Source organism: Rhodococcus sp. O3, assembly GCF_048897285.1.
Taxonomy (GTDB): domain Bacteria; phylum Actinomycetota; class Actinomycetes; order Mycobacteriales; family Mycobacteriaceae; genus Rhodococcus.
Map to the genome: position 1 here is coordinate 21,000 of NZ_JBMBTE010000043.1, position 22,402 is coordinate 43,401.

The window sequence follows — 22,402 nt, forward strand, 5'->3', positions numbered from 1 at the left end:
TGGCTGTATTCGCGACGGTACTCGTCCCGATGAGGCATAATCAAACGTTTTGGCCACCCTCGGTTTCATGGTCCGTGCGAGTCGCAGGCGAGTCCGCGGAAACGTCGTGGCGGAGCAGTCGTGCGACGACCCGGCGATGGAGATCGGGGTCGGTGCGCGGCAGACCGAGCAACGCTCCGAGGTAGATGCCGTCGCCGACGAGTCGCACGATTTCGGCGTCGACGGGGTCGTCGAATTCGGCCCGGAGTCCGTCGTCCCAGGACCGCATCACCTCGACGACGGCGCGCTGCACCTCGTCGTGCTGCCCGTCGGCGCTGCGCATCGCGGCGACCATCGACCGGAACAGCGAGATCTCCGCGGCCTCGCCCAGGTCGTCCGGATAGGACAGGTACCACTCGGCGACCCGGGTGCCGCCCGCGACGGCCTCGGCGAGTCGCTCGTCGCTGCGAGCGCCGAGTCGGTGCACCATGGCGGCGAGCATCGCTTCCTTGGTCGGGAAGTGGTAGAGCAGGCCACCTTTCGAGACACCGGCGGCCGCGGCCACCGACTCGAGGGTGACCTGGGCGACGCCGACGTCGAGCAGTGTGCGTTCGAGTGCGTCGAGGATCCGGTCGCGGGTGTCGAAGGCCATGGTGTGAGCCTAGCCAATGAACTGTACCGGCCGGACGGTTCGTTGCTACCCTGGAAAACTGTACCGGCTGGACGGTTCAGCAAATCCTCGAAGTCCCAGGAAGAAGTCATGCGCGCACACACCGGCATCGCGACCACCGACGCCCCCGTGAGGGCCGACGCCCGCACGTGGCTGGGCCTCGCCGTGCTCGCGTGCGCCGTGTTGCTCATCGCGATCGACGCGACCGTGCTCGATCTCGCCCTGCCGTTCATCAGCGCCGATCTCGCCCCGACCGGGGTGCAGCTGCTGTGGATCATCGACGTGTACTCGTTCGCCGTCGCGGGCCTGCTCGTGACGATGGGCGTGCTCGGCGACCGCATCGGGCGCCGCCGCCTGCTGCTCGTCGGCGCGACCGGCTTCGCCGCCGCCTCCGTACTCGCCGCCTGGGCGGCCGGTCCCGAGATGCTCATCGCGGCACGAGTGCTGCAGGGCATCGCCGGAGCCACCCTGATGCCGGCGACCCTCGGCCTGATTCGGCACATGTTCGCCGACGCGCGCCAGCGCACGCTGGCGATCGGTGTGTGGAGCGCGATGGCGGCCGGCGGCGCCGCAGCCGGGCCGATCGTCGGCGGATGGCTGCTCGAGCACTTCTGGTGGGGCTCGGTGTTTCTCGTCAATCTGCCGATCATGGCGATTCTCGTGATCGCCGCGCCGCGGTTGATCCCCGAGTCCCGCGACCCGGCGCCGGGTCGATTCGATCTCGTCGGGGCGCTCGCGTCGCTGGCCGCGGTGCTGCCGCTCGTCTACGCGATCAAGGAGTCCGCGCTGCACGGCCTGCAGCCGGAATACCTCGTCGCCGGCGGTGTCGGCGTACTCGCGGCTCTGTTCTTCGTCCACCGGCAGCGCACCACGTCGTCGCCGTTGCTGGACCTGTCGCTGTTCGCCGAGCGCACCTTCTCCACCGCCGTGGTGGCGAATCTGCTGTCGGTGTTCGCGCTCGCCGGCGTGCTGTTCTTCGGCTCGCAATATCTGCAGCTGGTGCTCGACGTGAGCCCGCTGACCGCCGGACTGCTCATGCTCCCGGGCACGGCGGCCAGCGCGCTCGGCTCGCTCGCCGCCGGACCGCTGACCCGTCGTCTCCCGATCGGTGGCGTACTGGCGGGTTCGCTCGCGGCCGCCGCAGCCGGTGCCGGGGCACTGCTGGCGCTGGGTGCCGACGGCGGTGCCGGGGTGTTCGTCGCCGGCTTCACCGTCGTCGGTGCGGGTGTCGGCGTCGCACTGACGCTCACCACCGATCTCGTGGTGGCCGCAGCGCCACCGGACCGAGCGGGCGCGGCATCCGCTGTGTCGGAAACCGCGTACGAACTGGGGATGGCGCTGGGCGTGGCGGTGCTCGGCAGCGTCGTCAGCGCGACCTATCAGGGTCGGCTCGCGGAACTGTTCGCGTCGAACGAGGGACTCGACACGCTCGGCAATCTCGTGGAGACGGCACGGCACCTGCCCGAGTCCGCCGCCGGAGCGCTCCTCGTGGAGGGCCGCGAGGCCTTCGTCGCCGGAATGCACAGTGCCTCGGCCGCCACCGCCGTCATCCTCGCGGTGACCGCGCTGTTCACGTGGAGGATGCTGCGCCGACGCTGAGGCGGTGTCACCGTTCGTGGTGGTCGATGTCGCCCTCGAACACCGCGAACGAGTGTCCCGGGATCAAGGCGGCCGAACGGGTCCGGTTGACCACCGGTTCGTCCCACCACATCAGCGGAACACCGCCGACCGGAATCGTGACCGGATCGGCCCCGAGATTGCAGGCGACGCGAATCGTCCCGCGGTGCACGACGATCCAGCGTTCCTCCTCGTCGTAGTCGACCTGGAGGTTCTCGAGCCACGGATCCGTCAGCTCGGCACGGGCCCGCCGCAACGCGAGCAGGTCCCGGTAACACGCCAGCAGTCGCGCGTGCTCGGGCTCGGTGCGTTCGGTGCGATTCAGGACCGAACTTCGGAACGTCTCCGGATCCTGCGGGTCGGGCACGTCGCCGACGTCCCAGCCGTGTTCGGCGAACTCGCGCCGCCGACCCTCGACGACCGCGGCGGCGAGTTCCGGCTCCGGATGCGAGGTGAAGTACCGGAACGGGGTGCCGGCACCCCACTCCTCGCCCATGAACAGCATCGGCGTGTAGGGGGAGGTCAGCACGAGCGCCGCCTTGACGGCGAGCTGTCCGTGATCGAGATACCTGCCCGGCCGGTCGCCGCGTGCGCGGTTGCCGACCTGGTCGTGCGTGCACGTGTACGCCAGCAGGGAACTGGCGGGGGTGCGGCGTACGTCGAGCGGACGCCCGTGGATGCGACCGCGGAAACTCGAATACGTCCCGGCATGGAAGAAGCCGTGTTGCAGGGTGCGGGCGAGGCAGTCGAGAGAGCCGAAATCTCCGTAGTACCCCTGCCTTTCGCCGGACACCGCCGCGTGCACGGCGTGGTGGATGTCGTCGTCCCACTGCGCGTGCAGGCCGTAGCCACCTGCCGAGCGCGGAGTGATCAGGCGCGGATCGTTGAGGTCGCTCTCGGCGATCAACGTCAGCGGGCGACCCAGATGTACGGACAGCCTGAAGGTTTCGGTCGACAGATCCTCGAGCACGTGTGTGGCGGTGTGGTCCACGAGCGCGTGGACCGCGTCGAGCCGCAGCGCGTCGATGTGGAAGTCGCGGAACCAGCGCAGGGCGTTGTCGATGATGTAGCGGCGCACCTCGGCGGACCCGGGGCCGTCGAGATTCACCGTCTCACCCCACGTTCCCGCGCCGCCGGTCAGATAGGGACCGAAACGGCCCAGATAGTTTCCGGACGGGCCGAGATGGTTGTACACCACGTCGAGCACTACTCCGAGTCCGCGCGCGTGCGCGGCATCGACGAAGCGCTGCAGCGCGTCCGGCCCGCCGTACGGCTCGTGCACCGCGTACCAGAGCACCCCGTCGTAACCCCAGCCGTGGGTTCCGTTGAACGCGTTGACCGGCATGAGTTCGACGAAGCCGACCCCGAGCTCGACGAGCTCGTCGAGATGCTCGATCGCCGCGTCCAGCGTGCCGGCCTCGGTGAACGTGCCGATGTGCAGTTCGTAGACGACGCTGCCCGGGAGTTGCCGACCGGTCCACGACGAGTCCGTCCAGACCGCGGGATCGAGCCGGTGCAGCTGCGACAGGCCGTGTACCCCGTCGGGCTGCCGGGGCGAACGCGGATCCGGCAGCACCGTGTCGTCCTCACCCACGACGAAGCCGTAGCGGGCGCCGGGGGAGGCATCGACCTCGGCGCGCCACCAGCCGTGCTCGTCGCGATGCATCGGATGGACGGTGCCGTCGAGGTGCAGACGGACAGACTCGGGGACGGGGGCCCAGACCTCGAAGGTGTGCACGGGTCCAGCATGCACGGTCCGCGAGATACGCGCAGCTTCACCCGATTCGGATGCCCCGATTCGGATGCATCGAGGATGCATCCGATGGGCTAGGGTTGCTCGCGATGTCCGAGAACACCGGGAAGAGGACGTACAAGTCCCCGCTTCGGGAAGAAGCCGCTCGTCGCACCCGCGCCGCCGTCCGTGCCGCGGGTGCGCGGTTGTTCGTCCGCGACGGCTACGTGTGCACCACGGTCAAGCAGATCGCCGACGAGGCCGGGGTCGCGGTCCGGACGGTGTTCACGGCGTTCCCCGGAGGCAAGTCGGAACTGTTCCGTGAGGCACTCGACGACGCGGTCGCCGGGACCGGTGACCCCGCCGTCCCAGCGCGACGGGAGAGCGCGCACGGGGGTTCCGACGCCGACCTGATCCTCGAGCACGTGGTCGGATTCGGCACCGACATGCTCGAACGGGCCGGCGGCCTGCTCATGACGTCGATCGAGTCGTCGGGCGCGGACGAGGACATGCGGCGCTTCGCGGACGAGGACGCCCGCGCGACCGCCGAGAACGCCCGCACCATCGCCGAGGGCCTGCGCGCGAGCGGGCTGCTCCGGGACGGGGTGAGCGTCGAGCACGCCGCGGATGTGCTCTTCACGCTCAGCTCGCCCCAGGTGCACGCGTTGCTGCGCCGCACTTGCGGCTGGGACGTCGAGCAGTATCGGACGTGGTTGACGGACACCCTGCGCGCGACGTTGCTGCGCTGAGATGCTCCTGCGCGGAGTTCAGGCGCCCGCCGGCGGACCGTGCACCGTCCGCCGCGGCTCGTGCCACTCGCTCCCGGCGGGTTCGCCGGACAGGTTCCAGCTCCACGAGATCGTCGGCGTGATCCGGGAGAAGATGCCCGGCCCGACCATCCCGACCCGTTCGATCGGTGGTTCGGCGCGGCCGTAGATCCGGATCGACCGCGCGACGAACAGATCGAACGAGACGAGGTCGTCGACGACGAGCGCGACCTTGTCGTTGCCGGCCAGGATGTTACGGAATTTGCGGGTGCCCAGGACCGCCTCGCCGACGCCGCCGACCCACACGTACGGGCCGTCGAGTTCGAATGCGACGGGCACGACGTCGGGCTGACCGTCCGGGCCGACCGTAGAGAAGCGTGCCAGCGGCTGCGACTGCAGGTAGGCGATCTCTTCCTCGGTGAACGACACGTCTCCTCCTTGTGGGATGCCGGGTCAGGGCAGGGCGTCGAGATACAGCCAGCGGCCGTCCTCGCGCACGAATCGACTGTGCTCGTGCAGGATGTCCTCGACGCCGTTGTACGTGTAGTGGGCGCGAAACTCGACGGTGCCCTCGGTGTGCAGGAAACCGCCGCCGGTCGTGTGCAACACCTCGAGTCCCGTCCACCGCTGGTCCGGATCCAGCTCGAGGCGGGCCGGACGGGCGCTCGGATGCCACGTGCGCTCGAGATGCTCGACGTTCCCGACCGCGAACGCCGTGTACCGGGACCGCATCAACCGCTCTGCGGTCGGTGCGTCCGCGCCGTCGAGCAACGGGCCACAGCACTCCCCGAACGGCACTCCGCGACCACACGGGCACGGGGAATCAGCGGCAGGTACTCGGGTACGTCGACGGTTCACGACATCCATTATCGCGGCCCTTGCCGAGTCAATCGGTGACGGGCACGATGGATTCCGTCTCCGGGAGGTCGCAGTGAGCGTCGGTATCGAGTCACGACTGAGCTACATCGACAAGCAGGGCCGGCAGCATCGTTTCGAACTGTCGCCCGCGACACCGCGTGTCACGATCGGCCGGTCACCGGACTCGGATGTGCCGTTCACCGGCGACGAGGAGGTGTCGCGGCTTCACGCGGTCGTCGAATGGCTCGGGACGCACTGGACGATCGTCGACGACGGATTGTCGCGCAACGGAACGTTCGTCAACGGTGAGCGCATCACCGGGCGACGGCGGCTGCGAGAAGGCGACAGTATCCGTATCGGCTCGATCCGGTTGACATTCCAGGAGATCGGGGTCGGGCCGGACGAGGCGACCCGGGTCGCGTCGGAGTTGCCGACGGTCCGCTCCGTCACGGAAACCCAGCGCAATGTGCTGGTCGCCCTGTGCCGCCCGTACAAGCACGGCGCCGCGTTCGCCACCCCCGCCTCGAATCAGGCGATCGCCGCGGAGCTCTACCTCAGCGTCGACGCCGTGAAGACCCACCTGCGCGCGTTGTTCACCAAGTTCGGTGTCGAGGATCTGCCGCAGAACCTCAAGCGGGTGCGGCTCGCCGAGCTGGCCCTGCACAGCGGCGTCATCACCGAGCGGGATCTCTGAGGCGACCCCGGCCGGCCTGCTCAGGCGACCCTCCGCAGCAGGCCCGCCAGCGCCTGCGCGACCTCGTCGGCCCGCTCGCCGATCACCGAGTGCCCGGCCCCGTCGACGCGCACCAGCTCCGCGAGCGGCAGCCGCGATGCCAGCCCCGACGACAACTCGAACGGGGTCCACTCGTCGGCGGAACCGCACAGCACCAGTGCCGGCACCGCCGCGAGCACCGTCAGGGCCGCCGACTCGTCGAGGGCCGCGAACGACCGCAGGAACCCGGCCATCGTCACCACCGACGTATCGCTGTGCAGGACCTTCAACAACGCAGCCCAGCGGCCCTCCGAGCCCGGACGGTCCGCGGGCGGCACCAGCAACACGCCCACGCGTCCGCCGAACCGGATCGCTCGCTGCATGATGCGCGGCGCCCGCGTCACCGCCCGGTGGAACAGCTCCACCGCCGGGCTGTGCAGGTACCGCCCGAGACCGGACCGGTGCAGATCGCCGGCTGCCGTCGCGATCAGGCCGATCCCCGCCACCCGGCGGCCGATCTCGTGCGGATGCTGCCGCGCGTACGACAGGATCGCCATGCCGCCCATCGAATGCCCGACCAGCACAACCGGGCCGGACGCCACCGCGTTCAGCACCGCGCCGAGATCCCGGCCCAGCTGCTCGACGGTGTACGTCTCGGCGGGAGCGCCACCGGAGCGGCCGTGCCCGCGGTGGTCGAAGAACACCATCCGCACCGACGGGCCCGTCAGCCGCAGAAGCGAATCCCGAAGCGGCGACCAGCTTTCCGTGTGATTGCAGTGACCGTGGACGAACAGAACCGTCAGCGGCGCGGTGGCGGCCCCGACCTCCCGGACGGCCAGCGGAACTCCGTCGTCCGCAAGTACCGTGACGCGCCGGACGAGCCGGGCACTGCGAATGGTGGTCATGGCGATCAGGGTGCGCCCGGCACCGCGGTGACCACGACCGATCCAGGCGGTGGAAGTCCGCAACCCCGGAGTGGACTCCACAACACCTTGGGTTGGTGGACAATCGAAAAATGCACGAGCAGCGGTATGTCGGCGTCGTCGGACCCGGCGACGCCACCCCGGAGCAGCGCCGCGTCGCCCGTCGCGTCGGCGGACTGCTGGCCGGGCGGCGCGCGGTGGTCGTGACCGGCGGATTGGGCGGGGTGATGGCGGCGGCGTCGCGCGGCGCGATCGAGGCCGGCGGCACCACGATCGGCCTCTTGCCCGGTGACGAACGGCTCGACGGCAACCCCTACCTGACGGTGTCGATACCCACCGGGATGGGGGAGATGCGCAACGCCCTGCTCGTGCGCACCAGCGACGCGTTGATCGCGGTCGGAGGAAGCTGGGGCACCATGAGCGAGATCGCGCTGTCGGTCCGGACCGGTGTTCCCGTCGTGTCGATCGGGGGCTGGCAGATGCCCGGCCCCGGCGTGCTGGCCGTCGCCGACCCCGAAGAGGCCGTCGAATGCCTGCACGCCCTGCTCTGGCGGAAGGATCCGCTCGAGGGACGGCAGTAGGAGCTGCCGGGAACGGAGGTCGCCGAGGTGGTGGCGGACCACCTCTGGGGTGGGTATCGCGGAGGACGCGGCCGGGAGAGCGTGGACATCACGCCTTTCCGCCGTCAGCCAGGAGGACCCCGTGCCGGACCGAACACAGTCGCTGCTCGTCGAAGATGTCACCAAGAGCTTCGGCCCGGTCGAGGCATTGCGCGGAGTGAGCTTCGCCGCCGCCCCCGGTGAGGTGCTCGGGGTCCTCGGGCCGAACGGGGCCGGCAAGACCACCGTGGTGAACATCCTCGCGACACTCCTCCGCCCGGATTCCGGGCGGGCCGTCGTCGCCGGGCACGATGTGGTCACCGACGCGGCCGGTGTCCGGCGATCGATCATGCTCACCGGCCAGTACGCCGCGCTCGACGACTCGCTCACCGGATTCGAGAATCTCGTGCTGTTCGCGCGGCTCCTCGGCATGCGACGACGCGCCGCCCGTGCCCGCGCCCGGGAACTGATCGCGGAATTCGACCTGGACGACGCTGCCGACCGCCCCGTCGGCCGGTACTCCGGTGGCATGCGCCGCCGCATCGACATCGCCTGCGGCCTCGTCGTCCCACCCCGGGTGGTGTTTCTCGACGAACCCACCACCGGGCTCGACCCGCGCAGCCGGCAACGAGTGTGGGACCTGGTCGCCGGATTCAAGGCGCAGGGCATCACGACGCTGCTGACCACCCAGTACCTCGAGGAAGCGGACCTGCTCGCCGACCGCATCGTCGTCGTCGATCGGGGTGTCGTCGTCGCCGACGACACCGCCGTCCGGCTCAAGGACCGCGTCGGCGGCAGTTTCTGCGAGGTGGTGCCGCTGCGCCCCGGCGACGTCACCGAGATCGCGGACGTCGTCCGCACCCTCACCTACGGAGCGGTCGAGATCGGAGCCGACCGGATCGCGGTGCCCGCCCCCGACGGGGCCGGCACCCTCGCCCGGGTCGCCGCCGCGGTCGCGGCCCGGGGCATCGAGATCGCGGACATCGCGCTGCGCCGCCCGTCGCTCGACGAGGTGTTCCTCGCCCTCACCGGAAGCGAAACGGCGCCGCTGGAGGTCGCGGCATGACCGGCCTCGCCCCCGAAAGCACACCGATCCGCCAGTGGTGGGTGCTCACGGCCCGCGGGCTGGGATCGGCGCTGCGCGGCGGATCGATGCTGACCGCGCTGATCGCGCCGATCGTGTTCACCCTCGGCTTCTACGTCCCGTTGCATGCGGTGATCACGCGGTTCTCCGGTGGCACCGTCGAATACGGGCGGTACCTCATGCCGCTGATCGCCTTACAGGCAGTGTCCTTCACGGCGATCACCGCCGCGTTCGTCGCGGCCACCGACGCGGTGCGCGGCGTCGACCGGCGGTTCGCGGCGATGCCGATACCCGCGGTCGTCCCGGTCACCGCACGGGTCTCGGCGAGCACCGTGCGCTGCGTGCTCGCGGTCGCCGTTGCCGTGGTGTGCGGTCACGTGATCGGTTTCCGTTTCGATGCCGGACCCACCGCCGCTGTTGCGTTCTGCGCGGCAGCACTGGCGATCGGGGTGATCCTCGCTCTCGCCGCCGACGTCCTGGGCACACTCTCGCGCAGCCCGGAGGCCACCACTCGCGCGCTGGCCGTTCCGCAACTCGTCCTGGGCATGTTCTCGTGCGGATTCCTTCCCCTCGAACAGTTTCCGCAGTGGGCACAGCCGATCGTCCGCAATCAGCCGGTCTCCCAGTTCACGGTCACGCTGCGCGCACTGGCCGACGGTGCCTTCGACGCTCACCTGGTGGTTCCGACGTTGCTGTGGCTGTGCGCCCTGCTCGGGATCGTCGGATGGATGGCCGTGCGCGTCATCGGGAGGCGGGCATGACCACGGCGGGCACAACCTCGACAACCGGCATGACCACGACTCAGGGGATTCCTGTGACGACAATCGTTCCCCCGGCGGAGAACTCGATCCGGATGTTGCTGCCGCACACCTGGTTGCAGTCGCACCGACTGCTCACCCGCTGGCGCCGGGACCCCATGACCGTGGTCCAGACCCTCGCCTATCCGGTCGCGATGCTGGTGATGCTCGACGTCGTGCTGGGCCGGCAGGTCACCGCCTTCGCCGGTCACGACGCGCTGTACGGCACGGTGCCCATGGTCGCGGTGATGAGCGCGTTGCTCGGTTCGCTCGCCGGAACGATCACCCTCCGTCGTGAATGCGAGGCGGGCCTGCCGGGACGGCTGTGGACACTGCCGGTCCACCGGGCGTCGGCGTTGTTGTCGCGCTCGGTTGCAGAGGCGGTGCGGATCGCCGCGACCACCACGGTGATCGTGGCCATCGGGATGGCGCTCGGATTCCGGTTCCACGCCGGAGCTCTCGCCGCGCTCGGTTTCGTGGCGGTGCCGGTGATCTTCGGAGTCGGCTTCGCGGTCCTCGTCACCACCATCGGTCTGACCTGGTCGAATACCGGTGTGGTCGAGGCTGTTTCACTCCTGTGCACGCTGTTGCTGTTCTTCAACCCGGGTTTCGTTCCGGTGACCGCCTATCCCGGCTGGATCCGACCGTTGGTGGAGAACCAGCCGATGACCGCGGCGGTCGAGACCATGCAGGCGTTCTCACTCGGTGGTCCCGTCGCCGAACCGCTGGTCCGGATACTCGCGTGGTCGGCCGTCCTGATCGCCGGATGCGCGATCCCGCTCGTGCGCCGGTACCGCCGCGCTCTGTGCTGACCATCCGGTCGGACCGAAATCAGTTCCCATCACCAGAAGGAGAAAACGACGTGACCGCGATCATCAGACCCACACTCGCCGAACTCGAGGTCGGCCGGCTCTACGACGAGATGGACCGGCTCGACGCCGGCATTGTCGCCGCAGTGCAGCAGCGCACGGAACTGGCCCGGCGCATCGCGGAGGCGCGTGTCGTCGCAGGGTCGCCGCGGGTGACCCACGCGGACGACATCGACGTGATCCGCCGGTACACCAGCGAACTCGGGGGATCCGGGACGGCGATGGCGATGAGTCTGCTCCGGCTGCGCTGACGCCACACCGGCCGACGGGGGACTGCGGAAGCTCAGGGGCTCATGCGTCGGCTGTGTCGACGTCCGCACAGCCGGCCGGGTCGGGTCCGGACATGCGAACGCACTCGTCGAACGACGGGACAGCAGTTCCGGAGCCGCCGGCCCGCTCGATGAGCAGCTCGATGGTGTCGAGCAGCGCGCCGATGCGCAGGTCGAACGGAGTGGCGGCGTCGTCGAACGCTCCCATCGTCCACAACCGCGTCATCGTCGGGTAGCGGGCCGGGTCGAAGGTGTTCTCCCAGAAGTCGGTCTGCGCGGACCAGTACGCCTCGTAGTCGGTGCCCTGGTCGCGTTCGTCGGCGATCTCCGCGGCGGCGGCGCGCGCGAACCCGGACACGGCCTGCCGCACGATGCCGATCGTCTCGACGACCTGGTTCGCGGTCAGGCCGGTGTCGACGAGGATCCGGAAGGCGGCCTCGTCCGCGTCGAAGACGTGGGGTGCCAACGGCATTCGCCAGGTGTTCACGGTGAGGAGCCAGGAATGGGACCGCAGCAGCGAAAAGTACCCGCGCGCATAGGTTTCGAGTGCGGTTCGCCACGGCAGGTCCGGGTCGGGCAGTGCGAAGTCGGCGTAGGCGCGGTCGATCATGGCATCGATCAGATGGTCCCGGGACGGCACATGCGAATAGAGGGTCATCGTGCCGACGCCGAGCGCCCGCGCGACCGAGCGCATCGACACCGCGTCGAGTCCGCGCTCGTCGGCGATCGCGACCGCGGCGTCGACGATCTGTGTGCGGTTCACGCGTGCGGGCCGGCCACGCGTCGGCGCCGGCGGCGGTTCCCACAGGGGTGCGAATCGCTTGCCACCCGCCGGGGGCGCGGTGTTGTCGGCCGGATCGATCTCGACCACTCGAACTCCTCGGAAAAATGCCGTTGCGCGTGCTTTTCGTACAGCGTACCGTCAAATCTGTGACTGAATCGGTACACCGTACGGAAAACGCGATTCGGGCGAGGGGACTCACCAAGACCTTTCGTCGCAGGAAAGAGACCGTCGAGGCAGTCAAAGGCATCGACCTCGATGTCGCCCGAGGGGAACTCGTGGCGATCCTCGGCCCCAACGGCGCCGGAAAGTCCACCACCATCAGGATGCTCACCTCGGTGCTGACGCCGACCTCCGGAACCGCCGAGGTCGCCGGCCGCGACGTCGTGCGCGAGCCGGCTGCGGTGCGGGCCCGCATCGGGTACGTCGGACAGGGCAACGCCGGGGGCTACTCGTACCGGGTCGGCGACGAACTGCGGAACCAGGCGCGGTTCTATTCCGTCCCCGGAGACGTCGCGAAACGGCGTGCCGCCGACCTGCTCGAGGCGCTGGAGCTGACCGGACTGGAGAAGCGCACCGTGCAATCCCTCTCGGGCGGACAGCGCCGCCGGCTCGACGTCGCGATGGGCCTGATGAACCGTCCGCGCCTGCTGTTCCTGGACGAGCCCACCACCGGGCTCGACCCGCACGCCCGCGCGAACCTGTGGGAGCACGTCCTGCGGTTGCGCGAGGAGAACGGAATGACGCTGCTGCTCACCACCCACTACCTCGACGAGGCCGACGCGATGGCCGAGCGGATCGTGCTGATCGACCACGGCACCGTCATCGCAGACGCCGCACCCGAGGTACTCGAACGGGACTACGCCGACGACGTCGTCACCGTCGAACTGGCCGCGGGGCAGAGCCCGGCGACCGCACGGTCGGTGCTGCCGTCCGCTGTCGTGTCCGTGACCGAATCGGTGACCGGCGCGGGCGCGGTGCGGCTCGCGCTCAGCACACGCAACGGCCCCGAGCTGGTTCCGCCGCTGATGCGAGCCTTGGAAGCCGCGGGCGTGTCCGTCACCTCGACCGATGTGAAACCCGCGTCGCTCGACGACGTGTTCCTCAATCTGACCGGCAGGTCCCTGCGCGAGGAGGCGGCATGACCTACGTGATCGACCGGACCGCGGCCGGATCATATGCCTGGAAGATCGCTCGCGGCTCAGATAGTGGCTCCACGACACCGGGGCGGTGTTCACGCGCGAGATCCTCGTCGTGCTGCACGATCCGTTCACGCTGATCTTCTCGCTGCTGCAGCCGCTGGTGTTCCTCGCGTTGTTCGGTCCGCTGCTGGACGGCATGCTCGGCGCGGGTGGCATCGGCGGGGAGACGGCGCTGCAGTGGTTCCTGCCCGGTGTGCTCGTGATGATCGCGATCTTCGGCACCGGCATGGTCGGCGGCAACCTGCTGTACGAGTTGATGACCGGTGCCTACGAACGCATCCTCGCAACGCCCCTGGACCGCTCGTCCATCCTCGTCGGCCGCGCGCTCAAGGAGTTCGCACCGCTCGTCGGGCAGGCACTGCTCATCACGGTCGCCGCGATCCCGTTCGGCTTGGCCTTCTATCCGATCCAGGTGCTCGTGGGCCTGTTGATCCTGGGCATCTTCGGGATCGGTCTCGGTGCGCTGTCCTACGCGCTGGGCCTGGCCGCGAAGGGCCGGGAGTGGCTGTTCTGGGGCGTCCAGCAGTCCGTGATCTTCCCCCTGCTGCTGCTCGCCGGCATGATGCTGCCGCTCGACTCCGGACCCGCGTGGATGCAGGCGGCGGCGAAGGCGAACCCGCTGACCTACATCGTCGACGCCGAGCGTGCGTTGTTCACCGGCACGCTGTGGGACAGCGACGTCGCGTGGGGTTTCGTCGCCGCGTTCGCAACCTGCGCGGTCGGGTTGTGGGTCGGCATCCGCACGGTCAATCGGACGGTCTGACGGCGGTGCCCGCGGTGGTCGCGGCCACGTTCACCATCGTCGCGTTCACGGCGGCGTTGCCGGTGAAGGTGTCGGTCACCGCCGGATCGTGCAGCAGGTTGACGTTGGCGCCGGGGTGCGCGGCGGCCGTGGACCAGCCGACACCCTTCTCGTCGTGACCCCAGCCGTGCGGAATCGCGACGGTGCCGGCCCGGATCTCGTCGCTGACCTCGACGGGCACCACGATGCTGCCGATCCGGGAGCGCACGGTCACCGGCTGGCCGTGGACGAGCGAGCGGGACGCGGCGTCGTCGGGATGCATCAGGACCGTGCACCGGTCGCGGCCCTTGACCATCGTCGGAATGTTGTGCATCCACGAGTTGTTCGACCGCAGGTGCCGCCGTCCGATCAGGCGCAGGTCGAATTCGGTGTCCCGCGCGTCGTTCTCGGTCCCGGCGAGCAGACGGCGTGTCTCGTCGACGAATTCCGGCGGCGCCACGTGCACACGGCGGTCCCGGGTGGCCACCAGGGACCGCAGCCGCGGTTGCAGCGGCCCGAGGTCGACCCCGCCGGGGGAGCGCCGGATCTTCCCGAGCGTCAGCCCCCGACGCCCGCGGCGCAGCACACCGTGCGGGCCGGTCAGGACACCGAGCGCACCGAGCCGCAGCGGGCTGAGCCGGTCGAGCAGGGTGCGGAGAGGACGAGTCAGTCGCGATCGCAACGGAAGCGGAAGCACCTCGAGGGTCAGGCGCGACAGGATCTGCCAGTCTTCGAGCGCATCCGCCGCCGGCTCGAACACCCGGGCGTTGAACCGTGCGTTGTTGCGGACGGAGAAGACCGGGAACAGGAAGTCGAACTCCTCCCGCTCGAGGTGGGACACCGGCGGCAGGATCAGGTCGGCGTGCCGGGACGTCTCGGTGAGATACATGTCGACCGCGACGAAGAAGTCGAGACCCTCGAGGGCCTCGTCGAGGCGACCGCCCTGCGGGGTGGACAGCACCGGGTTTCCGGCGTAGGTGACCAGCGCGCGGACGGGGCCGGCGGAACCCTTTCCGTCACCGAGCATCTCGTCGGCCAAACCCACCACCGGCAGTTCCGTCCGGAACGACTTGTGCTCGCCGGTGCGGCTGCTCCACAGGCCGTAGCCCGAACCGAGCAGCCGTACGAGACGGGCCGCGTCGATCGGTGGTGTCGCGAACATCTGTCCGCCCGGCCGGTCGAGATTTCCGGTCACGGCGTTGAGGGTGTTCACCAGCCAGTGGGTGAGGGTGCCGGTGACCTGGTGGCAGACGCCGATGCGGGCGTACGCGATCGCGGACCGGGCCGCGACGTGGTCGCGGGCCAGGCGCCGGATCGTGTCCGCGTCCACCCCGGCACGGGACGCCATCGCCTCGGGCGTGCAGGGTGCGACCAGCTCGGCGAGCTCCTCGACGCCGGTCAGCGGCACGGTGCCCGGTGCCGGGCCGGTGCCCTCGGTGAGGATCGTGTGCAGCATGCCGAGCAGCAAATACGGATCGCCGCCCGGACGTACCGCGACGTGCTCGTCCGCCAGCCGTGCCGTCTCGGTGCGCCGCGGGTCGACGACGACCACGGTGCCACCGCGGCGACGGATCGCGGCGATCCGCCCGCGGGCGTCGGGCATCGTGGTGATCGAGCCGTTGGACACCGCGGGATTGGCGCCGAGGACCAGCAGTCGGTCGGTGCGGTCGATGTCCGCGATCGGCATCAGTACGTTCGAGCCGAACATCTTCCACGCCGCGAACTCCTGCGGGAACTGATCGATCGAGGACGCCGAGTAGAACTTCCGGGTCAGAAGGGCGACGCGCAGCGCGATGCCGTAGACGACCGACGAGCTGTGTGCGGCCGGGTTCCCCAGGTACATCGCGATCGCGTCGCGGCCGTGCCGTCGCCGGACGGCACGCAGGCGCTTCCCGGCGAGAGCGAACGCCTCGTCCCAGCCGATCTCCTCGAAGCCGTCGCCGACACGACGCATCGGGCGACGCAGCCGGTCCGGGTCGTGGTGCAGACCCGCGAGCGCGGTGGCCTTCGGGCAGATGTAGCCGCGCGAGAGCACGTCATCGGGATCGCCTTCGATGCGGGTGACCCGGTCGTGGTCGACGGTGACGCGTATTCCGCAGTGCGCCTCACACAGGGTGCACTGACGAGCGACGGTACGTGTGGACACAGCGGCCCCCTCCGCGGTCATGTGTGCAACCTAGCACTGTCGCGAGTCGCTCGTGACGAAGGTCGACAGTACGGATGTTCACCCGTCGTCGCGGGCGAGGGCCGCGACCGGCAGCGTGCCGAGGATCTCGCTCACGGGCACCGAGCCGGCAAATGTCCGGCCGGTGAGCCGATCCGCCCAGCGTCCCGAGGGAAGATCGAGAACCGTTCCCTCCCAGCCGATATCGTCGAGTATCACGGTGTGCAGAGTGGCCACCGCGACGACGTCGAGGTCGTCGGCAGCCGGTCCGCGTCCGAATGCCAGGACGTGCCCGGCAGCAGGACCCGACGCGACCAACGGCACGTACGCGCCGCCGACGAAACTCGACGGCCGTGCCCGGCGCAGTTGCAGCGACTCGCGCACGACCCGGAACTTCGGCGGCGCCGCCGCGGGGTCGGCGAGCAGCCGGCAGCGGGCGTCGAAGTCCACCGGGCGCCGGTTGTCGGGATCGACGAGCGAGTCGTCCCACAGTTCGGTGCCCTGATACACGTCGGGAATCCCCGGTCCGAGCAGTTGCAGCAGCTTCTGGCCGAGCGACACCGCCGCGACGTGCCGGGAGACCGAGCCGACGAACGAGGTCATCGCGTCGTGCACCGGACCGTCGATCACGGCGTCGATCCAGCCCGCGACCGCGGCCTCGAACTCGTCGTCGACCTGCGTCCACGTCGTTCGTGTCCCGTTTTCCCGCAGTGCCTTTCGCGCGTACTCGTGAACCCGTCCGCGTAGCTCGCTGGTGACCGCCCCGTCCTCGGGCCACACCCCGAACAGGGTTTGCCGCAGGAACGATCCGAAGGCGGGGTCGGGACTCGGCGCGAGATCGTCCCACTCGGCCAGGTGAGCGGCCCACTGCGTTGCGACCTGGGAGAGCACCGAGATGCGGGCGCGGACGTCCTCGCTGCGTTTGGTGTCGTGTGTCGACAGGGCGGTCATCGCCTGCGGCCACCGTTGTGCTCGCTCCTGCCATGCCAGATGGAACTGCGAGACCGGCATTGCGAACCGTCCCGGCTGCCCGCCCACCTCCTGCAGCGAGATCAGCCGGGAGGCACGGTAGAACAGCCGGTCCTCCACCGCCTTCGCGGTCGCGGCGCCGCACACCTGGCCGAACCGGGCCGCTGCTTCCCCTCCCGTCGACAATGCCCGGACGAGAAGCTGCAGCGCCGCCTCGAGTTCGGGGCGAGCACCCGCGACCTCGCCGACGATCCGCGGCAGCAGGCCCGCGAGCGGCGCATAGTCGGCCCGATACACCGGCAGCGCCGCCGCGACCGCGACCACCGCCTCGCGCAGCGCACCCGAGTCGACACCGGCCGTGCCCGCATCGCGCCGCACCGCACGCACGAGCCGGCGTACCTCCGGTGCCAGTCCCTCGGTCAGGACCGCGCGTTTCGACTGCACCTCCTGCTCGTGGAACCACGCCGCGTCCTCGGCCGTGCCGGTACATCTACGGGACACTTCGGTCAGAGCCGATTCACCTCGTGGATCGACGAATACGGCCGCGAGCTCGTTCAACGCGTCGTACCCGGTGGTGCCGTCCACCGGCAGCGTCGGATCGAGCGGTTCGTCGGCGCCGAGGATCTTCTCGATCACCAGCCAGCGGTCCTGCCCGAGCAGCGCTCGCAACCGGACGAGATAGCCGGTCGGGTCCGCAAGACCGTCCGGGTGGTCGACCCGGATTCCGTCGACAAGTCCGTCCGCCACCCACTCGGCGACCTGTACGTGCGCGTCGTCGAACACGACGGGATCCTCGACGCGCACCGCGGCGAGATCGTCGATCGTGAAGAACCGCCGATAGCCGACGAGCCCCGAGTCCCACGGCACCAACCGGTACGCCTGCCGCTCGTGTACCTCGGCGGCGGTTCCGGTGTCGGTGCCGGGTGCGACGGGAAAGCGCTTGTCGTAGTAGGCGAGCATGGGTTCCGGCCCGGTGCGATCCACCGTCAGGTCGTCGGGGCCGGCGCCGGAGCCCAGTGCGGGCAGCGCGATCTTCCCGTCGGTGCCGTCCGATTCCCGATCGACGTCGAAGTACCGGGTGTACCGGGATTGCTGCCCGTGCTGCAGCAGATCCCACCACCAGCGGTTCTGGCGGGCGTCGGCGACGCCGACGTGGTTGGGCACGATGTCGATCACCAGGCCCATGCCGCGGGATCGCGCGCGAGCAGCGAGCGCTTCGAGCCCGGCGCGGCCACCGAGCGCCTCGGAGACAGTGGCCGGGTCGGTGACGTCGTAGCCGTGGGTTGATCCGACCGTCGCCGTGAGGACGGGGGACAGATAGAGGTGGCTGATCCCGAGCTCGGCGAGGTACTCGACGAGGGCTGCGGCGTCGTCGAATCGCAGCCCGTCGCCCCGCAGTTGCAGGCGGTAGGTTGCCTGGACCGCAGGTACCTCGGATGGCTCCATGTGCAGTCACCTTAGACGGAATTGCGGCGGTCGACTCGTTCACCGGTTCTTGTCGGACCCCTTCGCTAATATTCGAACATGCTTTCGATGGGGATCGAAGAGGGCGCGGTCCGGGCGCGGTTGGGCGCGCTTGATCAGGCCCTCGAGCGCCTGCTCGTCGACGACCTCACCGGCCTGACCGACGACGACATCGTCGCCGTCCTGCAACGCCTGGAAACCTCCCTACGCAAGGCCTCGGCGGTCGGGCACCGCCTGGTCGTCGAGACCACCGAACGCATGATCCCGGGCCAGCTCGGCTGCCGCTCGGTCAACGACTTCCTCATCGGCATGCTGCGGATCTCCGCCGCGGATGCGGCGCGGCGGGTCAAGGGCGCGAAGAAGGTCGGCACCTGGCATTGCCTCGACGGTGAGGACCTCGAACCCGAACTGCCGGTCATGGCAGTCGCGGCGCGTTCTGGTGCGATCGGGCCGGATCATGTCGCGGCGGTGGCGAAGGTGATGCGGAAGGTGCCGCACGGGGTCGGGTTCGACGAGATCACCGTCGCGGAGAAGATCCTGGCGGATGCGGCGTGTTCGGTCACGCCCGACGATCTGGTGAAACTCGGTGCGCATCTGCTCGCGTATCTGAATCCGGACGGGGACGTGCCGGACGAGAAGGAACGCAAACGGCGTCGCGGTCTGCGGATCGGCAAGCAGGGTGTCGATCTCATGACCCCGATCTCCGGACTCATCGATCCGGAAACCCGGGCACTGCTCGAACCGGTGCTGGCGAAACTCGCCCGGCCGGGCATGAACAATCCGGACGATCCCGAATCACCGTCCGGTGATATCGAATCCGAGGCCCTCGACCGGGATGCGCTGGCCAAGGCCGCGGCCCGCGACACCCGCACCGCGGTGCAGCGCAACCACGACGCGTTGAAGGTCGCCCTGCGGCAGTTGTTGTCGTCGGGTGTGCTGGGCAGTCACCGGGGGTTGCCGGTGACCGCGATCCTGACCATGACCGTGAAACAGCTCGAGGAAGCAACCGGCATCGTGACCACCGCCTCCGGTGGGCTGGTGCCGATCCGGGACGCGTTGCGGATGGCCGAGAAGGCGCATCCGGTGCTGGCGGTTGGGGGCACCTCCCTGCACGGAGTGCTTGGGGGATCGATCACTACGGCCGGCCGCTGCACCTCGGTCGCGCGAAGCGTTTGGCGTCGGCGGATCAGCGGCTCGCGTTGATCGCCGCCTCGGGTGGTTGCACCCGGCCGGGTTGCGATGCGCCCGCGACATTGACGGCGGTGCATCACATCACCGAATGGAGGGACGGCGGTCGCACCGACATCGGCAACGAGGACCTGGCGTGCGACGCCTGCCACGCGCTGGTGCACGACGGGCCCGGCGGCTGGGAAACCCGCGTCGCACCGGCAATCTCCGAGCACCCGGGCCGTACGGAATGGATTCCACCGCCGCACATCGATCCCGAGCAGAGACCGCGGGTCAACCACCGCCATCACCTCGGTGATCTGCTGTCGGCGGCGTTGGCGCACTACCGTGCCCGTCGCGAAACCGAGCTGCGCGAGCACCGACAGCGGTGGATGCGGGAACCGGCCGGGGACGGCGCAGGTGACGAGGGCTCCCCGTAGCGGCGACCGGCGCGCCGAGCTCTCCGTTCTCTAGGACTTTGTCCGGTAAGGCTTCTCCGTTCCCGCGCCGGTCGGCGACGCGCGAAGGGGACGGCATTTCAGGATTGCCTAACTGAAGGTAGGCTCAGCTAACTGTTGACTCGGGTGGGATGTGTGACCCGAGTCGAACTTGCCGTGTCCGCTCGCCCTCGGAGAAGCCTCCGAGGGCGCTGTCCTGGGAGTTTCATTCATGATGTCGACTGCCGTCGTTCGCGCCATCCCCGTCACCGGTGCTCAAGCCGGTGTGTGGTTCGGACAGCAGGCAGTCGAGGAACCCGCGGTCTACGTGGTCTCGCACGCCTGGGAACTCCGCGGCGCCCTCGACTCGAGGGCACTCGTCGACGCCGTTTCCGCGACCCTCGGTGAGGCCGACGGCCTCTCGGCTCGTTTCGGTGAAGAGGACGGACGGGTCGTCCAGTGGATCGGCGCCCACGACATCACCGCGGTCCCCATCGAGGACCTCAGCGCTCTGCCCGACTCGGAAGCAGCGGCCCGGGAGCGACTCGGCGTCCGGCAGGTCATAGACCCGGCAACCGACCCTTGTGTCACGGCCCGGGTCCTCCTGCTCGCCGACGATCACGCGATCGTGGTGCTCACCGCGCACCACATCGTCCTCGACGCTTTCGGTCTCGGTCTTCTCGGACGCCGCGCCGCCGAGCGATACTCGGCCGCCGTGCGCGGCGAGGCCGACCCCGACTCGTGGTTCGGGACGGTCGACGCGGTCGTCGCGGAGTACGAGGAGTACGAGACGTCGGAGAAATCCGAACAGGACCGCGCATTCTGGACGCAGACCCTGACCGGCGCCCCCGACGCTGTGACCCTGTCCACCGGGAACTCCGCGGCCGGATTCGCGGCGCGCGTGCGCTCCCACGCCCACGTGCTCGACCCCGAGCTGACCACCGCGCTGTCCGCGCTCGGCCGCACCGCCCGCGGAACGTGGGGCGACGCACTGGCCGCGCTCACCGCGGCGTTCGTCGCCGGCTGGACCGGGAGCGGCGAGGTCGTGCTCGAGTTCCCGCTGATGAACCGCTTCGGCTCCGCTGCGATGACGGTCCCGACGATGGCGGTCAACGTCGTGCCGCTGCGTATTCCGGTCGCCGCCGACGCCACCGCGGAGTCCGTGACCGCCGCCGCGGTAGCCGCGATCCGTGCAGCCGGTTCCCACGGGCGGTACCGCGGGGAGCGGATCGCCCGCGACGTTCGCGCCGAATCCGGTGCCGCCGTGTCCGGACCGTGGCTCAACATCAAACCGTTCGGCGACGAGCTGCGCTTCCACGGACTCGACGCCCGGGTGCATTCGCTCGCGCGCGGACCGGTCCGCGATCTGTCCCTGACCGTGCGCCAGACCGCCGCCGGCGCCGTCGAGCTCCAGTTCGACGCCGACGCCGACCGCTACAGCGAAAAGGACCTGGAACTCGTCGCGCTGCGGCTGGCCCGCTTCGTCGAGGCGGCGCTCTCCGCCGACGGCACGCCCGTCGCGCGCACCGCGATGCTCCTGGACACCGATCTCGCAACGATCGCCGAACTCGGCGCCGGAGCCGTCCGCGAACTCGAACCCGTCACCCTCGACGACCTGCTCGTCCGGCAGGTGCGCCGGACTCCTGACGCCCCGGCCGTCCGGTTCGAGGACCGCACGCTGAGCTACCGCGAATTCGAGGCGGCCGTCGAGCGATTCGCGAATCACCTGCGCGAGCACGGAGTCCGGGTGGGAGATCGGGTCGCGGTGCTCCTCGCCCGCTCCGAGCGGCTGCCGCTGGTGCTGTGCGCAATCCTGCGCACCGGCGCCGCCTACGTCCCCGTCGACACCGCCTACCCGGCGGACCGGATCGCCTACATCCTCGACGATGCCGAGCCCGCCGCGGTCGTCACCGATGCCACCGCCGCCGATCGGACCGATCTCCTCGCGGACCTGACCGTGCCCGTCATCGCCGCGGACACCGCCGCCGACGCCGGCCTGCGGACCCGCACCGAAGCGATTCCCGTGCACGCCGACCGGGCGCTCACCGTCCGCGACGCCGCGTACCTGATCTACACATCCGGGTCCACCGGCCGACCCAAGGGCGTCGTCGTCACCCATGGGGCGATCGTGAACCGCCTGGTGTGGATGCAGGACACCTACCCGCTCACCGCCGACGACCGGGTCCTGCAGAAGACTCCCTCGAGCTTCGACGTGTCGGTGTGGGAGTTCTTCTGGCCGTTGATCACCGGCGCCACCCTCGTGATGGCGCGACCCGACGGTCACCGCGACCCCCAGTACCTCATCGACGTGATCGCCGCGGAGCGGATCACCACGCTGCACTTCGTGCCGTCCATGCTGGCCGCATTCGTCGAATCCGCGCCGTCACCGGACCGCCTCGCGACCGTCCGCCGCATCTTCTGCTCGGGTGAGGCGCTGCCGGCCGCGACCGCCCGCGCGGCAGCCGAACTGGTCGGCGACCGGGTACACAACCTCTACGGCCCCACCGAGGCCGCGGTCGACGTCACGTACCACGCCTACGGGCCCGCCGACGACGACCGCG

General features: G+C 69.7%; 21 protein-coding genes. 13 read left to right on the forward strand and 8 right to left on the reverse strand.

What is annotated here, in order from left to right; all coding sequences use genetic code 11:
• Positions 1-40: 40 nt before the first annotated feature.
• Positions 41-631, reverse strand: coding sequence for a TetR/AcrR family transcriptional regulator (locus ACN675_RS14260; RefSeq protein ID WP_420751462.1), 591 nt, complete (start codon positions 629-631; stop codon positions 41-43).
• A 108-nt stretch (positions 632-739) separates the two neighbouring features.
• Between ACN675_RS14260 and ACN675_RS14265 the strand changes: the two genes are divergently transcribed.
• Complete coding sequence (locus ACN675_RS14265) at positions 740-2,248, forward strand: MFS transporter (RefSeq protein ID WP_420751463.1); 1,509 nt, start codon at positions 740-742, stop codon at positions 2,246-2,248.
• A gap of 7 nt (positions 2,249-2,255) precedes the next feature.
• Here the strand turns inward: ACN675_RS14265 and treZ are convergent, their stop codons facing one another.
• Positions 2,256-4,004, reverse strand: coding sequence for a malto-oligosyltrehalose trehalohydrolase (treZ, locus tag ACN675_RS14270; protein WP_420751464.1), 1,749 nt, complete (start codon positions 4,002-4,004; stop codon positions 2,256-2,258).
• Positions 4,005-4,108: 104 nt separating this feature from the next.
• Between treZ and ACN675_RS14275 the strand changes: the two genes are divergently transcribed.
• Positions 4,109-4,747: a TetR/AcrR family transcriptional regulator gene (locus tag ACN675_RS14275; protein WP_420751465.1), complete on the forward strand. Its 639-nt coding sequence runs from the start codon at positions 4,109-4,111 to the stop codon at positions 4,745-4,747.
• 18 nt (positions 4,748-4,765) lie between these two features.
• On the opposite strand, the gene ACN675_RS14280 is transcribed toward ACN675_RS14275, so the two are convergent.
• Both ACN675_RS14280 and ACN675_RS14285 read right to left on the reverse strand, forming a co-directional pair.
• A complete protein-coding gene (locus tag ACN675_RS14280) occupies positions 4,766-5,194 on the reverse strand; it encodes a PPOX class F420-dependent oxidoreductase (RefSeq protein ID WP_420751466.1) in 429 nt (142 codons plus the stop codon).
• 24 nt (positions 5,195-5,218) lie between these two features.
• On the reverse strand, positions 5,219-5,632 hold the full coding sequence (locus ACN675_RS14285) for a YchJ family protein (RefSeq protein ID WP_420751467.1): 414 nt from the start codon (positions 5,630-5,632) through the stop codon (positions 5,219-5,221).
• A gap of 64 nt (positions 5,633-5,696) precedes the next feature.
• Here ACN675_RS14285 and ACN675_RS14290 point away from each other — a divergent pair, with 64 nt between their 5' ends.
• The gene (locus ACN675_RS14290) at positions 5,697-6,317 is read left to right on the forward strand and encodes an FHA domain-containing protein (RefSeq protein ID WP_420751468.1); all 621 of its coding nucleotides are present in this window, start codon (positions 5,697-5,699) and stop codon (positions 6,315-6,317) included.
• Between the two features lie 20 nt (positions 6,318-6,337).
• On the opposite strand, the gene ACN675_RS14295 is transcribed toward ACN675_RS14290, so the two are convergent.
• Positions 6,338-7,240, reverse strand: coding sequence for an alpha/beta fold hydrolase (locus ACN675_RS14295; RefSeq protein ID WP_420751469.1), 903 nt, complete (start codon positions 7,238-7,240; stop codon positions 6,338-6,340).
• Positions 7,241-7,350: 110 nt separating this feature from the next.
• Here ACN675_RS14295 and ACN675_RS14300 point away from each other — a divergent pair, with 110 nt between their 5' ends.
• The 5 genes from ACN675_RS14300 to ACN675_RS14320 all read left to right on the forward strand — a co-directional run bounded on the left by ACN675_RS14300 (position 7,351) and on the right by ACN675_RS14320 (position 10,858).
• On the forward strand, positions 7,351-7,839 hold the full coding sequence (locus ACN675_RS14300; RefSeq protein ID WP_420751470.1) for a TIGR00725 family protein: 489 nt from the start codon (positions 7,351-7,353) through the stop codon (positions 7,837-7,839).
• Positions 7,840-7,960: 121 nt separating this feature from the next.
• Positions 7,961-8,923, forward strand: coding sequence for an ATP-binding cassette domain-containing protein (locus ACN675_RS14305; protein ID WP_420751471.1), 963 nt, complete (start codon positions 7,961-7,963; stop codon positions 8,921-8,923).
• The gene (locus ACN675_RS14310; protein WP_420751472.1) at positions 8,920-9,702 is read left to right on the forward strand and encodes an ABC transporter permease; all 783 of its coding nucleotides are present in this window, start codon (positions 8,920-8,922) and stop codon (positions 9,700-9,702) included. Before ACN675_RS14305 ends, ACN675_RS14310 begins: the two co-directional genes overlap by 4 nt.
• 29 nt (positions 9,703-9,731) lie before the next feature.
• Positions 9,732-10,550 (forward strand): ABC transporter permease, encoded by an 819-nt coding sequence (locus tag ACN675_RS14315; protein ID WP_420751473.1) that lies wholly within the window; start codon positions 9,732-9,734, stop codon positions 10,548-10,550.
• A gap of 50 nt (positions 10,551-10,600) precedes the next feature.
• A complete protein-coding gene (locus ACN675_RS14320) occupies positions 10,601-10,858 on the forward strand; it encodes a chorismate mutase (protein WP_420751474.1) in 258 nt (85 codons plus the stop codon).
• A 40-nt stretch (positions 10,859-10,898) separates the two neighbouring features.
• Here the strand turns inward: ACN675_RS14320 and ACN675_RS14325 are convergent, their stop codons facing one another.
• On the reverse strand, positions 10,899-11,747 hold the full coding sequence (locus ACN675_RS14325; RefSeq protein ID WP_420751475.1) for a TetR/AcrR family transcriptional regulator: 849 nt from the start codon (positions 11,745-11,747) through the stop codon (positions 10,899-10,901).
• Between the two features lie 59 nt (positions 11,748-11,806).
• Between ACN675_RS14325 and ACN675_RS14330 the strand changes: the two genes are divergently transcribed.
• Positions 11,807-12,802 (forward strand): ABC transporter ATP-binding protein, encoded by a 996-nt coding sequence (locus ACN675_RS14330; RefSeq protein ID WP_420751476.1) that lies wholly within the window; start codon positions 11,807-11,809, stop codon positions 12,800-12,802.
• Positions 12,803-12,887: 85 nt separating this feature from the next.
• Positions 12,888-13,622: an ABC transporter permease gene (locus ACN675_RS14335; protein WP_420751477.1), complete on the forward strand. Its 735-nt coding sequence runs from the start codon at positions 12,888-12,890 to the stop codon at positions 13,620-13,622.
• Here ACN675_RS14335 and ACN675_RS14340 read toward each other — a convergent pair.
• Together ACN675_RS14340 and treY are read right to left on the reverse strand one after the other, a co-directional pair.
• Positions 13,606-15,807, reverse strand: a complete 2,202-nt coding sequence (locus ACN675_RS14340; RefSeq protein ID WP_420751478.1) for a molybdopterin-dependent oxidoreductase — start codon at positions 15,805-15,807, stop codon at positions 13,606-13,608. The two genes, ACN675_RS14335 and ACN675_RS14340, sit on opposite strands and share 17 nt — an antisense overlap.
• 57 nt (positions 15,808-15,864) lie before the next feature.
• Positions 15,865-18,219, reverse strand: a complete 2,355-nt coding sequence (gene treY / locus ACN675_RS14345) for a malto-oligosyltrehalose synthase (RefSeq protein ID WP_420751479.1) — start codon at positions 18,217-18,219, stop codon at positions 15,865-15,867.
• A gap of 78 nt (positions 18,220-18,297) precedes the next feature.
• Between treY and ACN675_RS14350 the strand changes: the two genes are divergently transcribed.
• The 3 genes from ACN675_RS14350 to ACN675_RS14360 all read left to right on the forward strand — a co-directional run.
• Positions 18,298-19,440: a DUF222 domain-containing protein gene (locus ACN675_RS14350; protein ID WP_420751480.1), complete on the forward strand. Its 1,143-nt coding sequence runs from the start codon at positions 18,298-18,300 to the stop codon at positions 19,438-19,440.
• Between the two features lie 59 nt (positions 19,441-19,499).
• Positions 19,500-19,844 (forward strand): HNH endonuclease, encoded by a 345-nt coding sequence (locus ACN675_RS14355; RefSeq protein WP_420751481.1) that lies wholly within the window; start codon positions 19,500-19,502, stop codon positions 19,842-19,844.
• A 229-nt stretch (positions 19,845-20,073) separates the two neighbouring features.
• Positions 20,074-22,402, forward strand: a 2,329-nt coding sequence (locus ACN675_RS14360; RefSeq protein WP_420751482.1) for an AMP-binding protein, incomplete at its 3' end; no start/stop codon positions are given.

Coding starts and splice junctions, on each gene's coding strand:
- ACN675_RS14260 (WP_420751462.1), bottom strand. CDS start 631: ATGGCCTTCGACACCCGCGACCGGATCCTCGACGCACTCGAACGCACA.
- ACN675_RS14265 (WP_420751463.1), top strand. CDS start 740: ATGCGCGCACACACCGGCATCGCGACCACCGACGCCCCCGTGAGGGCC.
- ACN675_RS14275 (WP_420751465.1), top strand. CDS start 4,109: ATGTCCGAGAACACCGGGAAGAGGACGTACAAGTCCCCGCTTCGGGAA.
- ACN675_RS14285 (WP_420751467.1), bottom strand. CDS start 5,632: ATGGATGTCGTGAACCGTCGACGTACCCGAGTACCTGCCGCTGATTCC.
- ACN675_RS14295 (WP_420751469.1), bottom strand. CDS start 7,240: ATGACCACCATTCGCAGTGCCCGGCTCGTCCGGCGCGTCACGGTACTT.
- ACN675_RS14300 (WP_420751470.1), top strand. CDS start 7,351: ATGCACGAGCAGCGGTATGTCGGCGTCGTCGGACCCGGCGACGCCACC.
- ACN675_RS14310 (WP_420751472.1), top strand. CDS start 8,920: ATGACCGGCCTCGCCCCCGAAAGCACACCGATCCGCCAGTGGTGGGTG.
- ACN675_RS14315 (WP_420751473.1), top strand. CDS start 9,732: ATGACCACGACTCAGGGGATTCCTGTGACGACAATCGTTCCCCCGGCG.
- ACN675_RS14340 (WP_420751478.1), bottom strand. CDS start 15,807: ATGACCGCGGAGGGGGCCGCTGTGTCCACACGTACCGTCGCTCGTCAG.
- treY (WP_420751479.1), bottom strand. CDS start 18,219: ATGGAGCCATCCGAGGTACCTGCGGTCCAGGCAACCTACCGCCTGCAA.
- ACN675_RS14350 (WP_420751480.1), top strand. CDS start 18,298: ATGCTTTCGATGGGGATCGAAGAGGGCGCGGTCCGGGCGCGGTTGGGC.